Source organism: Streptomyces sp. SLBN-8D4, assembly GCF_049739545.1.
Lineage (GTDB): Bacteria > Actinomycetota > Actinomycetes > Streptomycetales > Streptomycetaceae > Streptomyces > Streptomyces canus_C.
The window spans coordinates 8,741,806-8,759,296 of record NZ_JBMGQC010000001.1 but is presented as its reverse complement, the minus strand read 5'-3'; the positions used below and the strand labels follow the sequence as shown (position 1 = coordinate 8,759,296).

The 17,491-nt window shown below is 73.3% G+C and carries 17 protein-coding genes; 12 read left to right on the top strand and 5 right to left on the bottom strand.

Annotated elements, in window-relative coordinates; all coding sequences use genetic code 11:
- The first annotated feature begins 2 nt into the window (after nt 1-2).
- From RKD20_RS39725 to RKD20_RS39715, 3 genes are all read left to right on the top strand, one after another.
- Nucleotides 3-1,076 carry an alkene reductase gene (locus RKD20_RS39725; RefSeq protein WP_424881917.1) on the top strand — a complete coding sequence of 358 codons (1,074 nt, stop codon included), beginning with the start codon at nt 3-5 and terminating at the stop codon, nt 1,074-1,076.
- Between the two features lie 74 nt (nt 1,077-1,150).
- Nucleotides 1,151-2,410, top strand: a complete 1,260-nt coding sequence (locus tag RKD20_RS39720; RefSeq protein WP_424881916.1) for a glycosyltransferase family 4 protein — start codon at nt 1,151-1,153, stop codon at nt 2,408-2,410.
- Entirely contained in the window at nt 2,407-3,180 is a 774-nt protein-coding gene (locus tag RKD20_RS39715) for a hypothetical protein (RefSeq protein ID WP_424881915.1), read from the top strand. The genes RKD20_RS39720 and RKD20_RS39715 overlap by 4 nt, the downstream gene beginning before the upstream one ends.
- Nucleotides 3,181-3,199: 19 nt before the next feature.
- On the opposite strand, the gene RKD20_RS39710 is transcribed toward RKD20_RS39715, so the two are convergent.
- Nucleotides 3,200-4,357, bottom strand: coding sequence for a cytochrome P450 (locus tag RKD20_RS39710; protein ID WP_424881914.1), 1,158 nt, complete (start codon nt 4,355-4,357; stop codon nt 3,200-3,202).
- A gap of 121 nt (nt 4,358-4,478) precedes the next feature.
- Here RKD20_RS39710 and RKD20_RS39705 point away from each other — a divergent pair, with 121 nt between their 5' ends.
- The 4 genes from RKD20_RS39705 to RKD20_RS39690 all read left to right on the top strand — a co-directional run bounded on the left by RKD20_RS39705 (nt 4,479) and on the right by RKD20_RS39690 (nt 9,433).
- Entirely contained in the window at nt 4,479-5,849 is a 1,371-nt protein-coding gene (locus tag RKD20_RS39705) for a hypothetical protein (protein WP_424881913.1), read from the top strand.
- A gap of 49 nt (nt 5,850-5,898) precedes the next feature.
- Complete coding sequence (locus RKD20_RS39700; protein WP_424881912.1) at nt 5,899-7,116, top strand: AAA family ATPase; 1,218 nt, start codon at nt 5,899-5,901, stop codon at nt 7,114-7,116.
- Between the two features lie 47 nt (nt 7,117-7,163).
- Nucleotides 7,164-8,432, top strand: coding sequence for a DUF2201 family putative metallopeptidase (locus RKD20_RS39695; protein ID WP_424883428.1), 1,269 nt, complete (start codon nt 7,164-7,166; stop codon nt 8,430-8,432).
- Nucleotides 8,433-8,533: 101 nt separating this feature from the next.
- Nucleotides 8,534-9,433 (top strand): amidohydrolase, encoded by a 900-nt coding sequence (locus RKD20_RS39690; protein ID WP_424881911.1) that lies wholly within the window; start codon nt 8,534-8,536, stop codon nt 9,431-9,433.
- Nucleotides 9,434-9,720: 287 nt separating this feature from the next.
- On the opposite strand, the gene RKD20_RS39685 is transcribed toward RKD20_RS39690, so the two are convergent.
- On the bottom strand, nt 9,721-10,602 hold the full coding sequence (locus RKD20_RS39685) for a helix-turn-helix domain-containing protein (RefSeq protein WP_424881910.1): 882 nt from the start codon (nt 10,600-10,602) through the stop codon (nt 9,721-9,723).
- 70 nt (nt 10,603-10,672) lie between these two features.
- Here RKD20_RS39685 and RKD20_RS39680 point away from each other — a divergent pair, with 70 nt between their 5' ends.
- The 5 genes from RKD20_RS39680 to RKD20_RS39660 all read left to right on the top strand — a co-directional run bounded on the left by RKD20_RS39680 (nt 10,673) and on the right by RKD20_RS39660 (nt 14,773).
- Nucleotides 10,673-11,494: a phytanoyl-CoA dioxygenase family protein gene (locus tag RKD20_RS39680; protein ID WP_424881909.1), complete on the top strand. Its 822-nt coding sequence runs from the start codon at nt 10,673-10,675 to the stop codon at nt 11,492-11,494.
- Entirely contained in the window at nt 11,491-11,778 is a 288-nt protein-coding gene (locus RKD20_RS39675; protein ID WP_424881908.1) for a hypothetical protein, read from the top strand. The genes RKD20_RS39680 and RKD20_RS39675 overlap by 4 nt, the downstream gene beginning before the upstream one ends.
- 92 nt (nt 11,779-11,870) lie before the next feature.
- Nucleotides 11,871-13,625 (top strand): SpoIIE family protein phosphatase, encoded by a 1,755-nt coding sequence (locus RKD20_RS39670; RefSeq protein ID WP_424881907.1) that lies wholly within the window; start codon nt 11,871-11,873, stop codon nt 13,623-13,625.
- A gap of 219 nt (nt 13,626-13,844) precedes the next feature.
- Entirely contained in the window at nt 13,845-14,219 is a 375-nt protein-coding gene (locus tag RKD20_RS39665) for a hypothetical protein (protein ID WP_424881906.1), read from the top strand.
- A gap of 155 nt (nt 14,220-14,374) precedes the next feature.
- Nucleotides 14,375-14,773, top strand: coding sequence for an ArsR/SmtB family transcription factor (locus RKD20_RS39660; protein WP_424883427.1), 399 nt, complete (start codon nt 14,375-14,377; stop codon nt 14,771-14,773).
- On the opposite strand, the gene RKD20_RS39655 is transcribed toward RKD20_RS39660, so the two are convergent.
- Genes RKD20_RS39655 through RKD20_RS39645 form a run of 3 tightly spaced genes read right to left on the bottom strand, consistent with a single transcriptional unit; the run spans nt 14,739 to nt 17,433 of the window.
- Complete coding sequence (locus RKD20_RS39655) at nt 14,739-15,284, bottom strand: hypothetical protein (protein ID WP_424881905.1); 546 nt, start codon at nt 15,282-15,284, stop codon at nt 14,739-14,741. The two genes, RKD20_RS39660 and RKD20_RS39655, sit on opposite strands and share 35 nt — an antisense overlap.
- On the bottom strand, nt 15,281-16,741 hold the full coding sequence (locus RKD20_RS39650; protein WP_424881904.1) for an ATP-binding protein: 1,461 nt from the start codon (nt 16,739-16,741) through the stop codon (nt 15,281-15,283). The genes RKD20_RS39655 and RKD20_RS39650 overlap by 4 nt, the downstream gene beginning before the upstream one ends.
- A complete protein-coding gene (locus RKD20_RS39645; RefSeq protein WP_424881903.1) occupies nt 16,738-17,433 on the bottom strand; it encodes a response regulator in 696 nt (231 codons plus the stop codon). Before RKD20_RS39645 ends, RKD20_RS39650 begins: the two co-directional genes overlap by 4 nt.
- Nucleotides 17,434-17,491 lie beyond the last annotated feature (58 nt).

Here is a 17,491-nt window from a genome sequence, read left to right as displayed (position 1 = left end):
ACGTGACGACGCTTTTCACCGGTTTCCGGCTCGGCGGACTCCAGCTGCCCAACCGGGTGGTCATGGCCCCGATGAGCCGGGTGCGGGCCGCCGAGGGCGGTCTGGCGACCTTGTCGATGGCCCGCTACTACGCCCAGCGGGCCACGGCCGGCCTGATCGTCACCGAGGGGGTGCAGCCGAGCCTGATCGGTCAGTCCAATCCGGGCACACCGGGGTTGCACACCGATGAGCAGGTGGCCTCGTGGCGCCAGGTGACCGGGGCCGTGCACACCAACGGGGGCCGGATCTTCGCGCAGATCATGCACGGCGGGCGCGTCTCGCACCCGGACACCAACGGGCTGCGGCCCGTCGGGCCCTCGGCCGTCCCGGCCACCGGTGAGGTGTTCACGCCCACCGGACCGCAGCCCGCACCGGTTCCGCGGGCGTTGGAGACAGCGGAGGTGCCCGAGCATGCCGTGTCGTACGCCGAGGCCGCGCGCCGTGCCGTCGACGCCGGGTTCGACGGGGTGGAACTGCACGGCGCCAACGGCTACTTGATCTCGCAGTTCCTGTCCTCCAACGCCAATCTGCGCACGGACCGCTACGGCGGTTCGGTGGCCGGCCGGATCCGGTTCGCCGTCGAGGCGGCCGCCGCGACCGTGGACGCCGTGGGCGCGGAGCGGACCGGGATCCGGCTCTCACCGGGCGGCGGCTTCTGGGGAGTCGAGGAGTCGGACGTCCCCGAGCTGTACACCGCGCTCCTGACCGAGCTGGCCGGGCTGGGGCTTGCCTACGTCCATCTGGAGGCCACCGCCCCCGAGGAGACGCTGCTCGATCTGCGCCGGGCCTGGCCGGGCGCGCTCGTCATGAACCCGGTGCTGCCGATGGGCGCCAAGCAGACCGGTCGCTCCGAGGCCGACCACTGGCTGGGGCTCGGCGCCGATCTCATCAGCTTCGGCCGCGCCTTCATCGCCAACCCCGACCTGGTCGAACGGCTGCGCACCGACCTGCCGATCGCCCCCGCCGACGAGGCCACGTACTTCCAGGGCGGTGACAACGGCTATCTGACTTATCCCGCATACCAGTACACGGCATGACGTCCCGGTGGCGAGGACACCACGAATGGGTAACGGGGGTCAACCGCAGGCGATGGCGGGTGGTCTAGCCCGGCATGAAGATCTCTTTCCTGCTCCACAACGCCTACGCGATCGGAGGCACGATCACCACCACGTTCAACCTGGCCCAGGCCCTGGCGGAACGGCACGAGGTGGAGATCGTCTCCGTGCTGCGGCACCGGGAGCTGCCCAACTTCGTGCTGGATCCCCGGGTTTCGCTGCGGCCACTGGTCGATCTGAGACAGGAGAAGGATCACCCCTTGCACCAGAGACCGGCGCGGGTGTTCCCGCGCTCGGAGTACCGGTACGGGCAGTACAGCGAACTGACCGACCAGCGCATAGCGGAGGCCCTCGCCACCATCGACGCGGACGCGGTGATAGGCACCCGCCCCGGGCTCAACGTGCATCTCGCCGGCCAGGCGCCACCCCAGGTCGCCCGGATCGGGCAGGAGCACCTCACGCTCGACAACCACTCACCCCGGCTGCGCACCGCGCTGCGCCGGGCCTACCGCGGGCTCGACGTGCTCACCACGGTCACCGAGGCGGACGCGGCCGCCTACCGGCGCCGGATGCGGCTGCCCGGGGTACGGGTGGAGGCACTGCCCAACAGTGTGCCGGACCCCGTGCTGCCGGCCGCGGACGGCTCCGCCAAGGTGGTCGTCGCGGCCGGACGGCTGGTTCCGGTGAAGCGGTACGACCTGCTCGTCGAGGCCTTCGCCGCGGTCGCCGCCCGGCATCCGGACTGGCAGCTGCGCATCTACGGCAAGGGCGAGGAGCAGGACCGGCTGCGGCGGCTCATCACCGACCTGGGCCTGTGGAACAACGTCTTCCTGATGGGGGCCGCGGCCCCGATGGAGGCGGAGTGGGTGAAGGGTTCGATCGGGGCGGCCGCCTCCGACTTCGAGCCCTTCGGCATGACCATCGTCGAGGCGATGCGCTGCGGGCTGCCCGTGGTGAGCACCGACTGCCCGCACGGGCCCGCCGAGATCATCGCGGACCGGGTCGACGGCCGGCTGGTGCCGGTCGGGGACCGGGACGCGCTGGCCGCCGCCCTGCTGGAACTGGTCGGGGACGACGAGCTGCGCCGCCGTACGGGCCGGGCGGCCCTGGAGAACGCGCGCCGGTTCGCTCCCGGTCCCGTGGTCGAGCAGGCCGAGCGGCTCGTCACGGAGGCCGTGTCGGCGCGGCGGGCGGGCCGGCGGGTCGTGCGGCAGCGCCGGGGCGGGACGCTGACCGCCCGCGGCTCCGCCGCCAGGGACACCGCGCTGATCGCGGCGAGCGGCGCGCTGCGCCTCGTACGGAAGGGACGGTCATGACGACGCCACGCGCCGGATGCGCCATCGACGCGGAGGGCCGGATCACCTTCGCGCTGCCCGCGGGCCACGGGCAGGGACTGCTGCTGCGGCTGCGGCCGAAGAAGGGGCAGCCCGAGGAGACCCTGCACGTCCTCGACCTGGACTCCGTCGGCGAGGGGCGCGCCCAGGCCGTACTGGGCGCGGAACCCGTGCTCGCGGAGGGGCGCTGGGACGTGTATCTGCTGGACGGGTCCGAGCGCACGCGTCTGCGTCCGGGCCCCCGTGATCTGCGGACCCTGGTCGACGGACATCTGCGTGAGCGGCGCGGGCCGCTGGCCGTGCGGGTCCCCTATGTCACCAAGGACGGCTATCTCGCGGTGCGGACCTGGCTGCGGCCCGCGCATGCGGAGGCCGGCCGCGTCGACATCACGGGCGGGACGCTGAGGGTCGCGGCCCGGCTGCACGACTCCTTGCTGGTGGACGGCGCCGAGGTGCGGCTGCGGCTGCGAGGGGGCGAGGGGGCCGTGCGCACGGTGGAGCCCCTGGTCGCGGAGGACGGCCGGAGCTTCGCGTTCACGGTCGACGACGAGAGCCTGGACCCCGGCATCTGGGACATGTTCGTACGACCCGCTCCCGGAGCCCCGATGGTCCGGATCGCCCGCCTCCTGGACGATGTGGCGGACCGCAAGCATGTCCACGTCTACCCCGGTGCCACGGCCGGCGAAGTCGTCGTGCGCCCGTACTACACGGTCGACAACGACCTGTCCCTGGAGGTGAAGCGGACCGGCTGAGGGTCACTCCCGCCGCGGATCAGCCCCACAGCACATTTAGGGTGGGTGGCTTGCGGAAGACCAGGCCGTGCGGGGCGGTCGGATGGTCCGGGTCGAGGCGGAGGGCGGGGAGGCGGTCGAGCAGGTGCCGCAGGGCGATGCGGGTCTCCAGACGGGCCAGGTGGGCCGCGAGACAGTAGTGCGGGCCGTGCGCGAAGGCCAGTTGGAGGCGGGCGTTCGGACGGCGGACGTCGAAGCGGTCGGGGTCGGGGAAGACCGTGGGGTCCCGGTTGGCGCCGGTCAGGGAGACGGTGACGAGGTCGCCCCGGCGGATCGCGGCCGGGCCGAGGGTGAGGTCACGGGTGGCGTAGCGGTCCACGACGGCCGCGCCGGGTTCGAGGCGCAGCGACTCCTCGATCGCGTTGTCCAGCAGTGCGAAGTCGGCCTGGACGAGCGCGAGTTGGTCGGGGTGCCGGAGGAGGAGCAGCAGCGCGTTGGTGATCATCGCCTCGGTGGTCTCTATGCCGCCGAACATCAGCACGGCGGCGTTGGAGGCGACCTCCGGCAGCGCCAGCCGGGCGGCGGCTGATGTCAGGAGCGAGGAGCCGGCCCCCTGCTCGACGGTGGCCTCGACCGCTCGCCGCAGCTGTGCGTACGCCTCAGGGCCCGCCGCTCCCGCCGCACGGCCCTCCGTGATGTCCGAGACCGACCGCACGATGGCGTCGTACCAGGCGAGCACCGTGTCCGTGCCGGCGTCCACCAGTCCGAGCGCCTCGGTGACGACGGCGACGGCGAGCGGGCCGGCGAAGGCGCGGCGCAGTTCGGCGGCGCCCGCCGCTTCGAGTCCGGTGACGAGCCGGTCGGTCTCCCGCTCGATGAACTCGGCGAATCCGTCCCGCACCGCACGCGGGCGGAAGGGCGCGGTGAACGGCTCGCGGTGGCGGGTGTGTGCGTCGCCGTCCAGCGAGAGCATGCTCGGGCCGACGATCCGGGCGGTCGAGAAGCGGGGGTCGTCGACGGTGAAGGTCTCGGCGTCCCGCATCACGTCGAGCGCGAGATCGCGCCGGGTCACCAGCCAGCCGTTCAGCGAGGGCAGCCAGGACACGGGTTCGTGCGCGCGGAGCTCGGCCAGGCGCGGGTGCGGGTCACCGGCGAGGTCGGCCGGCGTGGTGGCCGCGCCGAGCGGGAATGCGATCACGCCCCAGGCTAACCCGGCGAAAAACCGATGGAAGGTGTGGGCGGGGCGGCCTACGCTGCTCCACGATGACGACTCACACTCCTGAACGATTGGGGGTCCCGTCCGCGCAAGGTGAGCGCTGATGCTCACTTCGACCGCGAACGAGGACATCCGTACGTCCTTCTGGCCGCGCGTGCGCGAGTTCGCCGTGCCGGCCTCCATGATCGAGACCGCTACCGCCCGTCGCCTCGCCGGGGACTGGTCGGGGGCGTGTGCCGCCGCGGGCTTCGACGTCGATCTCCACCTCCGTGCAGTGGCGCGCGATCACGGCCGGGAGCTGGCGTCCCGGGTCCGGTCCGATCTCCGCGCCCTCGCTCCCGACCTGCTGCGCTGGCACATGCCGAGGATCGCCCCCGACGGGCTGCTGCGGCCCGGGCTGACCCTGACCCTGGCGCGGTACGAGGCCGTCGAGGGCCCGGTGCATCTCGTGGCCCGGACCGCGCCCGCCTGGGCGGACGCCGGGCAGCGGATCAGCCTCGCCCTGTGGTCCCGCTCCACCGCCGACGCCGTACGGCATCCGCACCCGCGTCCGAACCGACGGTTCCGTCTGGACCTGCACCGGCATCTGTGGGATGCGGGCCGCGCCGGGGAGCTGCGGGGGCGGTCGGAAGTCGGTGAGCCCTCCTTCGGGTCGGCCACCCGTCAACCGCCCCTGACCGCAGCAGAGTTGGCCGTGTCTCCCGACTGCGCCGTCGACCGGTGGGCGGCCGAGGCGCGGATACTTCTCGGAGCCGAAGGGCGGGCCGGCGGTTGCCTGTTGGTGCGGTGGGGCGGACGGCACCGGCTGGTGCTGGAGCTCGCCGCGGACGACGACCTGATCCGTCCCGTGCCGACTCCCTCGGCCGATGTCGTCTCGGCGCTTCCCGTCCTGCCCGACGCGGCGACCTGGGTGCTGCCCGACCGCCGGCTGCTGCGCGCAGGGGCGATCGAGGCGGACCGCCTGCACCCCCTGGTCGCCGCCGCGCTGGCACCGGACCGCACGGCCACCGGACCGCCCCGCGCCTCCGACCTGGTGGAAACACCGCGCCTGGTGGAGTGCCGGGGAGCCCGCCACCGGATCGGCCTGGTCGACGGGGTGCTGGCCCCGCTGGACCACGACCCGGACGAGATCCGGCGGGAGGAACTGCTGGTCGCGCTGACCGGCACCCCGCTCCCCTGCCTCCAGGTGATCGACGAGGCACACCGCCGTCCGCACTGTCTGGAGGGCGTCCGCGAACGTCTCGCGCACGGCGACACCGCCGGCGCGCTGGCCGTCGTGGAAGGACTGCTCGGGCCCGAGGCGCCGCTGCGCGCCGGCCCCCTCCGGGACGCACTGGAGGCGGCCGCGCTACGCCGAATCACCTACGGCCTGTTCAGGACGGGCCTCACCGGACCCGGGCCCGCCTGGTTCCGTCCGCGTCCGAGCGGACGCGATTCCCGGAACCGGCGTACCCATCCCCGGCACGCGACCTGAGTCCCAACCCCCTTCCCCTGGCCCACTCCTAGCCCATAGGTGATCACTCATGCCCATGACCGCCCCTGCCCCCGTCTCCCAACTCGACATCGCCGCCGACCTGTTGACCCTCCTGCGCGACTCCACCACCGAACCGCGCCCCGACTCCCAGCTGGAGGCCCTCACCCTGGCCGTGGCCGCGGATCTGCCCGTGCTGCTGTGGGGGGAGCCGGGCATCGGCAAGACCGCGGCCCTGACCCAGCTCGCCACGGCCCTGGACCTGCCGCTGACCACGGTGATCGCCAGCGTGCACGAGCCGTCCGACTTCTCGGGGCTGCCCGTGGTCGGGGACGATCCCGCGACCCAGGGCGTTCCGATGGCCCCGCCGGACTGGGCGGTGCGGCTGGTGCGGGCCGGCCGGGGGCTGCTGTTCCTGGACGAGTTGTCCACGGCGCCGCCCGCCGTCCAGGCCGCGCTGCTCAGGCTCGTCCTGGAGCGGCGGATCGGCGCCCTCCGACTGCCGCCCGGGGTACGGATCGTGGCCGCCGCCAACCCCCGGTCCTCGGCGGCCGACGGCTGGGAACTGAGCCCGCCGCTGGCCAACCGGTTCGTCCACCTCCAGTGGACCCACGACCACGAGGTCGTCGTCCGCGGTCTCGGCGGAACCTGGCCCCGGGCCACCCTGCCACGGCTCGACCCGCGAAAACTGCCGGAGGCCGTGGCGTTCGCCCGCCGCGCGGTGTGCGGACTGCTCGCCGCGCGGCCCACGCTCGTGCACCGGCTGCCCACCAACGAGACCCGGCGGGGCGGTCCCTGGCCGTCGCCGCGGAGCTGGGACATGACACTGTCCCTGGTCGCCTTCGCGACCGCGGCCGGTTCCGCGCGGGACGTGCTCTCCCTGCTGGTCCGGGGCACGGTGGGCGACGGCCCGGGGCTGGAGCTCCTGGCGAGCCTGGACCGGCTGGACCTCCCGGACCCGGAGGACGTGCTGGCCGACCCCGCGGGGGCCGTCCTGCCCGAGCGGGGCGACCTGCGGCAGGCCGTGCTCGACGGTGTGGTGGCGGCCGTACGCGCGCGTCCGGACCGTAGCCGCTGGGACTCGGCGTGGGCGGTGCTGGTCCGGGCGCTGGAGACCGGGGCCCCGGACCTGGTGGTCGTGCCCGCGACCACGCTCGCCTCGCTGCGGCAGCAGGACTGGGACGTACCGGCCTCGGTCGAGCGGCTCGCCGGGACGGTGGCGCTGTCGCGGCGGGCGGACCGGGCGGCGGTCGCCTCCAAGGGCCGGTGATGACCATGAACACTTCCGAAGAGCTGAACACCGACACGTCCGAAGCGATGAGCGCTCACCCGCCCGAAGAGGGGGGCCGCCTGGACCGCGACAAGCTGTTCGCCGCCCGTCTCCACGCCGCCCGGGCCCGCCCGTACCTCGCCACCGCGCTGTTCGCCCTGCACACCGTCGAGTCGAAGCGGGTGCCGACGATGGCCGTCGACCGGCACTGGCGGTGCTACGTCTCTCCGGCGTTCGTGGACCGGATGCCGGTGGAGGAGCTGGCGGGCGTGTGGGTGCACGAGGTGTCCCACCTGCTGCGCGACCACCACGGGCGCGGTGACCGGGTCGCCCGGGAGCGCGGGCTGACCGGGGTCGGGGACCGGCTGCGGATGAACATCGCGGCGGACTGCGAGATCAACGACGACGTGTACGGCGACGGGCTGGTGCAGCCCGAAGGCGCCGTGCGGCCCTGGCAGTTGCAGCTGTCCGAGGGGCAGCTCATGGAGGAGTACCTGAGCGGGATCAGCCTCGGTGCGCTCACCCTGGACCTGTCCTGGCTGGACTGCGGCAGCGGTGCCGACGGTCTGGAGCGCGCGTGGGACCTGGGCCCCGACGGGGCGGACGGGCTGAGCGAGCAGGAGCGCGACGCGGTCCGCTTCCGCGTGGCGCAGGGCATCAAGGCGCGTCCGGGGAGCACCCCGCAGGGCTGGCAGCGGTGGGCGGAGGAGGCGTTCCATTCGCCGCAGCCGTGGCGGGACCTGCTGGGCGCGGCGCTGCGCTCGGCGGTCTCCGGTTCCGGCTCGGGCGACGACTACAGCTACGGCCGTCCGTCGCGGCGCTCGGCCTCAGTGCCCGGCGCGGTCCTGCCGAGCCTGCGGCGCCGCCCTCCCCGGGTCTGCGTGATCATCGACACCTCCGGCTCGGTCAGCGACGGCGAACTGGGCAGCGCGCTCCTGGAGGTCGCCGCGATCTCCCGTGCCGTGGGCGGCCGCCGGGACCTGGTCCACGTCCTCTCGTGCGACGCGGCGGCCGGGGTCGTACGTCCGCTGTGCCGGGCCGAGGGCATCCCGCTGGTCGGCGGCGGGGGCACCGACCTGCGCACGGGCTTCGAGAAGGCGCTGCGCTCGCGACCCCGGCCGGACGTCGTCGTGGCCCTGACCGACGGGCAGACACCCTGGCCGGCCGCGCGGCCCTCATGCCGTACCGTCGTCGGTCTGTTCCCCCGGCCGGGAAGGAGCCGGGCACGACGCGAGAACAATCCCGAGTACGAACCGGACTCACCGCCCGCGTGGGCCCGCGTGGTGGAGATCGGCTCGGCATCCGGAGCTCGCTGAGCCACACACCCCCGCGGGGTGGACGTGGGGGCGGTGGACCGCGAGATCATGGGGGTCCGCGGAGTCCGGAGCACATCGCGGGCCCGGGTGGGAGGAGCGCCATGACCAATGTCGACGTGCACCAGCATCTGTGGAGCCCGTCGCTGGTGACGGCCTTGAGGGCGCGCCGCGAGCCGCCGTACCTGGACGGCTGGACGCTGTACCTGGACGGTGAGCCGCCCTACGACCTGCCGCCCGCCGACCACGACGTGGCCCTGCGCGCGGACCTCGCCGCCACCGACGGCCTCGGCCTCGCGCTCGTCTCCCTCTCGGCGCCGATCGGCGTGGAGTGGCTGCCCGGGGCCGAGGCGCGGCCGCTCCTCGACGCCTATCACGAGGGCGCGGCCGCGCTGCCCGAGCCGTTCGGGGCGTGGGCCGCCGCCTGTGTGCGGGACATCGATGCCAGGGCGACGGCCGGTCACCTCGACCAGGGGTTCGTCGGTCTCCAGCTGCCCGCCAACGCCCTTGCGGACGCGGCCGGTTACGCCCGGTGCGCGCCTCTGCTGGATCTGCTGGAGGAGCGCGACCTGCCGCTGTTCGTCCACCCCGGGCCCGCGGCCGGTGGCTCCGAGGGGCCCGGCTGGTGGCCCGCGATGGTCCCGTACGTCCAGCAGATGCACGCCGCCTGGTTCGCCTTCCGCGCCTACGGCCGCCCCCGCCACCCACGGCTGCGGGTCTGCTTCGCGCTGCTGGCCGGGCTCGCGCCGCTGCACGGGGAGCGGTTCGCCGCGCGCGGGGGCGGCGGGAGCCGGCCGGACCCGTCGGTGTTCGTCGAGACGTCCTCGTACGGGCCGCGCGCGGTCGAGTCCGTCGTGCGCGCCCTGGGCGTGGAAGCCGTGGTCCAGGGCTCGGACCGGCCGTACGCGGAGCCGCCGCAGCACCCCGGCCACGGGCTCGGCGGAGCGGCGGCCTACGCCTTCCGGATCGCCAACCCCCGGCGACTGCTCACCGGGAAGGAATGACGGCGCGGTGAAGCGGCGCGTTCTCGACCGGAGCGCGCACCCCCCGCCGCGCGAGCCCGGTCGAGGGCGCCGATGCCACAGGCGGCGAGCCCCTCGTCCTCGGCGAGCACGTCCCGTCGTGATCCGCGGATCACGGAGCCTGCAGCCGTACGAGTTCCACGAGGCGGTACTCCACCGCCCGCCGTACGGCCATGGATCTGGCCAACCGGCGTCCAGCCGGCAGCCCTGTCCGCGCGGGCGCTGCTCCGCGCCCGTGACCTGGTGCGGTTCGGCATCGACGGTCACCGCTACGGCGCGGGCTCTCCTTCGCCTTCGTGATCGTGCTCGGCAGACACCGGACCCGGCGACCGAGCGCCCGGCGTACGGTCCCGGCACCCGCCTGGGCCCCGGCTCTGTCCGTGCCGCTCCCGTACGGCCCGCGGCGAGGCCCCCAGCTCCTTGCGGCAGGTCTTGTTGAAGGCCTGGAGGTCGGGAATGCCGACGGTCGCCGCGATCGCCGGGATGGCCAGCGTCGAGGCGATGAGCAGGTGCCGGGCGCGTTCCATGCGGCGGCGCCGGATGTAGGCGACGACGGTGTGTCCGGTGTCCTCGCGGAACAGCCGGGTCAGGTGGGTGTGCGAGACCCCGGCGGCACGGGCGATGCCGGGGACGGTCAGCGGGCCGGCCAGGTGCTCCTCGATGTGGGCGACCGCCGTCCGCAGCGCGGGGTGCCGCGCCCGGTCCTCGCCGGCGCCGGCCAGGCCGGTCGTGCGCCACAGCACCGTCCACAGCTCGGCGGAGGCCCGGGCCGGGGACTGCGCGCTCGCCGCGACCGTCTGCCGCAGCAGCCCGGTCAGCACCGCCGCGTCGGCGCCGGCGTCCTGCATCACCGGGACCCGGCGCCGCTCGCCCCCGCCCGGCAGCCGGAAGTGGGCGTACAGGTGCTCGCAGCGCTTGGCGTCGTAGTGGAAGTGCACCTCGGTGTCCGGCGGGACGAGGCTCACATGGCCGGGGCGGATCGGGTGCCGGGAGCCGCCGAGCTCCAGGGCGCCCGAGTAGCCGTAGAGATGGAGCTGCCACAGGCGCGGGAGGCGGAACACGTCGTGGGGGCCCGCCGAACCGTGCACGCCGACGCCCGCGTTCTCCACGTGCGGGGGCAGGTCGAGGGCCAGGTCGACATGGCGGGTCATGGTGGAAAATTACCAGTGGTCGTCGATTACAGCCCACGACCATCGAGGCGGTTGTTCCTACGGTTGCCGTATGTCAACCACACGACAGCTGCTGAACTCCGCCCAGGTGGCACGGTTCGTGGCCCACGGCTTTCTGCGCCTGGACGGCATCGTGCCCCCGGAGATGAACGAGGAGGCGCTCGCGGTCTTCGCCGCCGGGCTGCCCTCCGTGCCGTACGGCACTCCCGTGCCGAAGGCGTTCCCCGAGGGTTCCTTCGCCCGCCGGCTCGTCGAACTGCCCGCCGTCGCGGGGGCGTTGGAGAGTCTGGTGGGCCCGGACCCGACCGTCGACCACCATTTCGTGCACATCCGTGAGCCGCGTGAGGGCAGCGCGCAGCCGCTGCACGGGGACGCCGTGATCGATCTGCGGCCCGACGCGTTCGACGTCCAGCTCATGTACTACCCGCAGGAGGTCACCGCCGAGATGGGCGGCACGCTCATCGTGCCCGGCAGCCATCTGCGCCGCACCAACGAGTCCGACACCGGCCGCTACCAGAACCTGCGCGGCCAGACCCGGCTGACCTGCCCGGCCGGCACGGTCGTGCTGCTGCACCACGGGATCTGGCACGGCGGGCGGCGCAACGACAGCGACATCGTCCGCCACATGTACAAGATCCGCTTCAACCCGACCGTGCCGCAGGTACGGCTGTGGGACACGGCGGACCTGGACGCGCCCGCCGTCCGGGAGGAACTGGGACGCGGTTTCCCCTGGTACGAGCAGGCCACCGGCCGACTGGAGATCCTCAACCGGATCAGGCTGTGGCGGGCGCTGACCGGTGATCCCGCGTTCGACATCGAGTACTGGGCCACCCGTATCGCCAACCGGCCCGCCGCACGAAGGAGCCAGGCGTGACCAAGTCCACCACCGTGCGCCAGCAGGTTCTCGTCCTGTACCTGGACACCTCCGCGCTCGACTCGCGGGTCGTCGGCTGGGCCCGTTACGACGGCACGGGCGGCACCCGTCCCACGACCGGGGACAGCGACGAGCCGCCGTACGAGACGGGCGTCGCCGCCCTGGAGGACGGCTGGCGGCTCTTCCAGGCCGCGCAGCTCGTCCCGCCGTATCCGGGGACGGAGCACGAGACGTCGTTCCTCAAGCACGAGTTCTTCTTCGAGAAGCTGGTGAGCGGCGGATGAGACACAGCTCATAGCCGTGACACCTCGAAATATGGTCCAATACTCCATAAGTATGACGAAACGGACTCCGGATCTTCGAGGAATCACTCCAGATGACCCACCCCCGCCCGTCCGCGCGCTCCGCCCCCTTCCTGTCCTCGGGGACGCTGCGGGAGCTGTCGGAGGCCCGGGCGGCGGGGACGGGTCAGGCGCTGGACGAGTTGTGGACGGCCCGCCAGTTCCTGGACGGGACACCGGCGGCCGTCGCGGTCCTGGACACCGACCTGCGCTATCTGTACCTCAACGACACTCTGGCCGAGTTCAACGGGCTGCCCGTCGACGAGCACCTCGGCCGTCCCATGCCGGAGGTGATCCCCGGCTCCGGGCCCTCGGCGGAGGTGGCCCGCGAAGTACTCCGTACCGGACGACCGCGGACGGTCGTGTTCGACGGCCGGGTGCCCGACCACACGGTGGACGTGCCGCGCTGGTGGCTCGGCGCCTTTCACCGGCTCGAAGGTGATGACGGCGAGATCCTCGGGGTCGCCGCCGTCGCCATGGAGGTCACCGAGGACATCCGCCGGCGCGAGTCGCTCAGCCGGGCCCAGGAGCGTCTTGAGCTGCTGGAGGAGACCGCCACCCGGGTCGGCGGCACGCTCGACGCGGCCGAGGCCTGCCGGGCCCTGACCGACCTGCTGGTGCCGCGGTTCGCCGACTACGCCGCCGTGGACGTGCTCGACCCCGAGGGCACGCGCAGGGCCCCGGCCACCCCCGTCCCGGTGCGGCTGCGGCGCATGGCGGTGGCCGCCGCTCCCGGTGTGCCCGAGCCGCTCACCCCGGCGACCAGAAGCGGCGAGGTGATCTTCCACCAGGCCAGTTCGTCGATGTCCCAGGTGCTGACCGCGCACAAGCCCACGGTGCTCAACCGGCCCGACGACGACACCCTGCGCATGCTGGCCCCCACGCGACAGCGGCTGGAGCGCTACCGCGCCATGGAGCTGCACTCCGTGGCCTACCTGCCCCTCATGGTCGGCGGCGAGCCCGTCGGAGCGGTCATGCTCGGCCGCAGGGCGCACTCCCCCGAGTTCATGCCGGACGACGTCGAGCTGCTGGAACTGCTGACCGCGCGGGCCGCGACCGGCATCGGGCACGCCCTGCGCTACACCCACGAGCACGAGACCGCGCTGGAGATGCAGCGTGCCTTCCTGACCACCCCGCACATGCAGGGGCCGGGCGTGGAGATCGCCAGCCGTTATCTGCCCGCCGGGCGGGGCGCCGAGGTGGGCGGCGACTGGTTCGACTCCGTCGCGCTGCCCTCCGGGCGCACCCTGCTCGTGGTCGGGGACGTCATGGGGCACGGGGTGCGGGCCGCCGCGGCCATGAGCGAGTACCGCTCGCTGCTGCGTGCGCTGGCCCTGCAGGGGCTCGCCCCCGACCGGTTGCTCACCGAGGCGGACCGCACCGCCCACGCGCTCGACCTGGACCGCGTCGCCACCTGTGTGCTGGCCCTGCTGGACCCCGCCGCCGGACACGCGGTCCTGGCCACGGCCGGCCATGTCCCGCCCCTGCTGGTCCGGCCCGGCACCCGTCCCGAGCTCGCGGACCTGCCGGTCGGACCCCCACTGGGCACGGGTTCCGGCGGATACGAGAGCCGGCACTGCCAGATGCCGCCGGGCACCCTGCTGCTGGCCTACACCGACGGGCTCGTGGAGCGGCGCGGCGAGGACATCGACACCAGCCTCGCCGCTCTGGCCGGTACGCCCATCGCGGCCGGGCATCCGCTGCCGGACATCCTGAACACCGTCCTCGACCGGCTGGCCCCCGCCAAGTCCGAGGACGACGTCACGCTCCTGGCGGCCCGCACCCTGTAGGCGACCAGGAAGCGCGGAGTCCGCTCCAGGCGTCATCTTCGGCCCCTGGAAGGCCAGTTGTGACCCTCGGGCGGTCCTGTCGGTATGGCGTTCGGTCAACGGGAGGCAGTCCCGAAGACCCCCGTGCCCGGCCCCCCGCTCCGCGCATACGGTCCCGGAATCCGGCGGACGGGCCCGACCACGGGTCCGCCGCGATCCACAGACACAAGGGGAGGCACCGTGGCGAGTGTGGAAGTGTCGCTGAAGGAGATGATGGCCGGGACCGAGGGGGCGGTGGCGGCCGCGGTCGTCGACTACACCAGCGGAATGGCGCTGGGCACCCTGGGCGGCGGCAAGGACCTGGACCCGACGGTCGCGGCGGCCGGCAACACCGACGTCATTCGCGCCAAGGTCCGCACCATGGAACAGCTGGGGCTCAAGAGCAACATCGAGGACATCCTGATCACGCTGGAGAACCAGTACCACCTCATCCGCCTGGTGACCGGCCGCACCGGCAACGGGCTCTTCCTCTACCTGGTCCTCGACAAGGCCCGCTCGAACCTGGCGATGGCCCGGCATCAACTCAAGCGCGTGGAGGAGCAGTTGGAGATCTAGAGCGGCTTCCGGCCGGGACGCCGGGCGCCCACGATGTGAAGACTTCTTCAAGTCACCACATCCACATGAGCCCAATCCGTGGCCGCCCGGCGTCCCCGCCCAGCAGGATCGGCACCGACGACCCCGTACCGTCCGGCAGGGAGCGAGCGCCGCCCATGCACGTCCCCCTCTACCAGGCCAAGGCGGACTTCTTCCGCATGCTCGGCCACCCCGTGCGCATCCGCGTCCTGGAACTGCTCCAGCACGGGCCCGTGCCGGTCCGCGACCTGCTCGCCGACATCGACATCGAGCCCTCCAGCCTCTCCCAGCAGCTGGCCGTGCTGCGACGTTCGGGCATCGTGGTGTCCACCCGCGAGGGCTCCACGGTGAGTTACGCCCTCGCCGGCGGTGACGTCGCCGAACTCCTGCGGGCGGCCCGCCGCATCCTCACGGAACTGCTGGCGGGCCAGAACCAGCTCCTGAGCCAGCTCCAGCAGGCCGACACCGCCGAGACGGAACCTCCTGGGGCCGGACGACTCCTCACCGAGCGGGGCAGCCCTCGTCCGACCCCCTGACCCGCCGTCCGGCGCCGTCGGTCACCTCCGCGGTGACCGCGTCGACCGACGGGCGGGTGAGGCGGTACGCGGCGGCGGCCGTGCAGATCATCTGCCGCACCCCGGTGTCGCTCAAGGTGTCCATGCCCGGGGGGAGTTCGATCGTCATCGTGCTCCCCTCGACGGTCACCGTCGGGGCGTCCGACGAGGGTTTGCCGGGCTCGTCGGGGGTGTCTGCGGGGAGGGGTGCGGAGGTCGCCGGGCCCGGTACCTCGGTGAACAGGCCGCCCAGGCGCCCCTCCCCCTCCAGCGGACCGGCCATCAGCAGCCGCAGCGCCGCCTCGGGATCACCCGGCAGCTCGGTGGTGCGGGACGTCGCGACGAGGGCGCCGCTCTTCTCGACGAAGTAGACCGGCGTCTGCGGGAGGGTCCCGCTCGCGGGCCCGCCGGCCTGCACCACCCCGGTCGCGGGGATCCCGCAGGAGGTGAGCGCGAGGAGCGCCAGCAGCGGGACGCGGCGCAGGGCCTTCATGACGGGTCCTCCTCGGGCGATTCGTCCCGCCGCAGCGGCAGTTCCACGGTGAAGACGGCGCCGCCCGCCGGGTGGTTGGCCGCGTGGACGGTACCGCCGTGGATGCGGACGTTCTCGGCGGTGATGGCGAGGCCGAGGCCGCTGCCCTCGGAGCGGATCCGGGCGGTGTCCGACTTGTAGAACCGCTCGAAGACATGGGGCAGGACGTCGTACGGGATGCCGGGGCCGCTGTCCCGCACCTCGATGACGGCCATCGCGTCTTCGGTGCGCAGGCGCACCTGTACCGGCCGGTCGCCGTGCTTGAGCGCGTTGCCGACCAGGTTGGCGACGACCACGTCCAGGCGGCGCGGGTCGACGCGTCCGCGGACGGCGTCCGGTGGGGGCAGGTCGGTCGCCACCGTGTCGGTCCAGCCGCGGGAGGCGAGGGTGCGGCGGATCGACTCGGCGAGGTCGATCTCGTCCAGGTGCAGCACCGCCGCGCCCGCGTCGAAGCGGGAGATCTCCATCAGGTCGTCGACGAGACGGGCGAGTTTGACGGTCTCCTCGCTGATGAGCCGGACCGCGGTGGCCGTGTCCGGGTCCAGTCGGGCGGCGTCCTCGTCGAGGACGTCGGTGACCGCGGACATGGCCGCGAGCGGGGTGCGCAGTTCGTGCGAGACGTCGGCGGCGAAACGGCGGGCCCGGGACTCCATCTCGCGCAGCTCGGCGACCGACGCCTCCAGCGCGGCGGCCGTCTCGTTGAACGTGTGGGACAGGTCCGCGAGTTCGTCCGAGCCGTTGACCGCGAGCCGGGTGTCCAGGCGCCCTTCGGCGATCCTGCGGGTGGCGAGCCGCAGCTTGCGCACCGGCACCAGCACCCCGCGGGCGGCGAGGAGCGCGAGCACGACCGCGAGCGCGAGGGCCGCGACCATGGCCCGCTCGACCGCGGTGACCAGGGCGTCGACGTACGCCTGTTCCGTGGTCTGCGGCACGACGAGGAACACCTGGACCCCGGTGACCGTGGCGGCGGTGCCCCGGCCGCCGAAGAGGATCGACATGCCGACGACGAGGGAGGTGCGGCCCTGGTCGCGCACCCGTTGGAAGACGGTGGCCCGGCTGGATCCGACGGCCTCCCGCAGGGCGGGGGTCACCTCGGTGAAGGGGTCTGCCGGGGCGGAGGAGCCGCTGAGGTCCCCGTAGGTCACCAGCACCCGCCAGCTGCCCTGCGACTCGGTGGCGGCCGTGTCCTGCGCGAACTTCCGCAGCGCCGATTCGCCGGGGGGCACGGCGAGTTCGGCGGCGTGCTGGTTGAGCTGGGCCCGCAGTTGCCTGATGGTCGCGTCCTGGCTCTGCTGGAGCACTCCGGTGCGCGCCTCGCGGAAGGTGAGGGCTCCGGTCGTGATGGCCGCGACGGCGGCGACGAGCCCGAACGCCACCACCAGACGGGCGCGCAGACCCCGCAGCCGGCGTCTCCTCACGGCGCCGAGAAACGGTAGCCGAAACCGCGCACGGTGTGGATGTAGCGGGGTGCGCGCGGCGGCTCGGACATCTTGGTGCGCAGTCGTTTGACGCAGGCGTCCACCAGGCGGGCGTCACCGTGGTAGTCGTGCTCCCAGACCGCCTCCAGGAGTTGCTGGCGGCTGAACACCTGGCCCGGTGAGGCGGAGAGGGTGAGCAGGAGCCGCAGCTCGGAGGGGGCGAGGGCGATCGGCTCGCCGTTCAGCGCGACAGTCAGGCCTGCCCGGTCGACGGCGAGGTCGCCGTAGGTGTCGATCTTCGGCAGCCCCTCGGCGCCGGACGAGCCCCCCGCCGCCCGGCGCAGGACGGCGCGTATGCGGGCGTCGAGCACCCGGGCCAGGACGGGTTTGACGACGTAGTCGTCGGCGCCCGCCTCCAGACCGACGACGATGTCCACTTCGTCGCCCCGTGCCGTCGCCATGATGATCGGCAGGGTCTGGTCGACGGCGCGTATGCCCCGGCACACCTCCAGGCCGGTCATGCCGGGCAGCATCAGATCGAGGACAACGATGTCCGGCCGGAAGGCCCGCAGCCGGTCCATCCCCTCCTCGCCGGTCGCGGTGGCGTCGACGTCGTGGTTCTGGCGGCGCAGGGCCAGGGCGACGCCCTCCCGCACGGCGGGGTCGTCCTCGATCAGCAGTACACGTGACATGCGCACAGTATCCACACGACCAAGACCGCGAGGAGGGTTATCGGTTCGTTACCTTCCG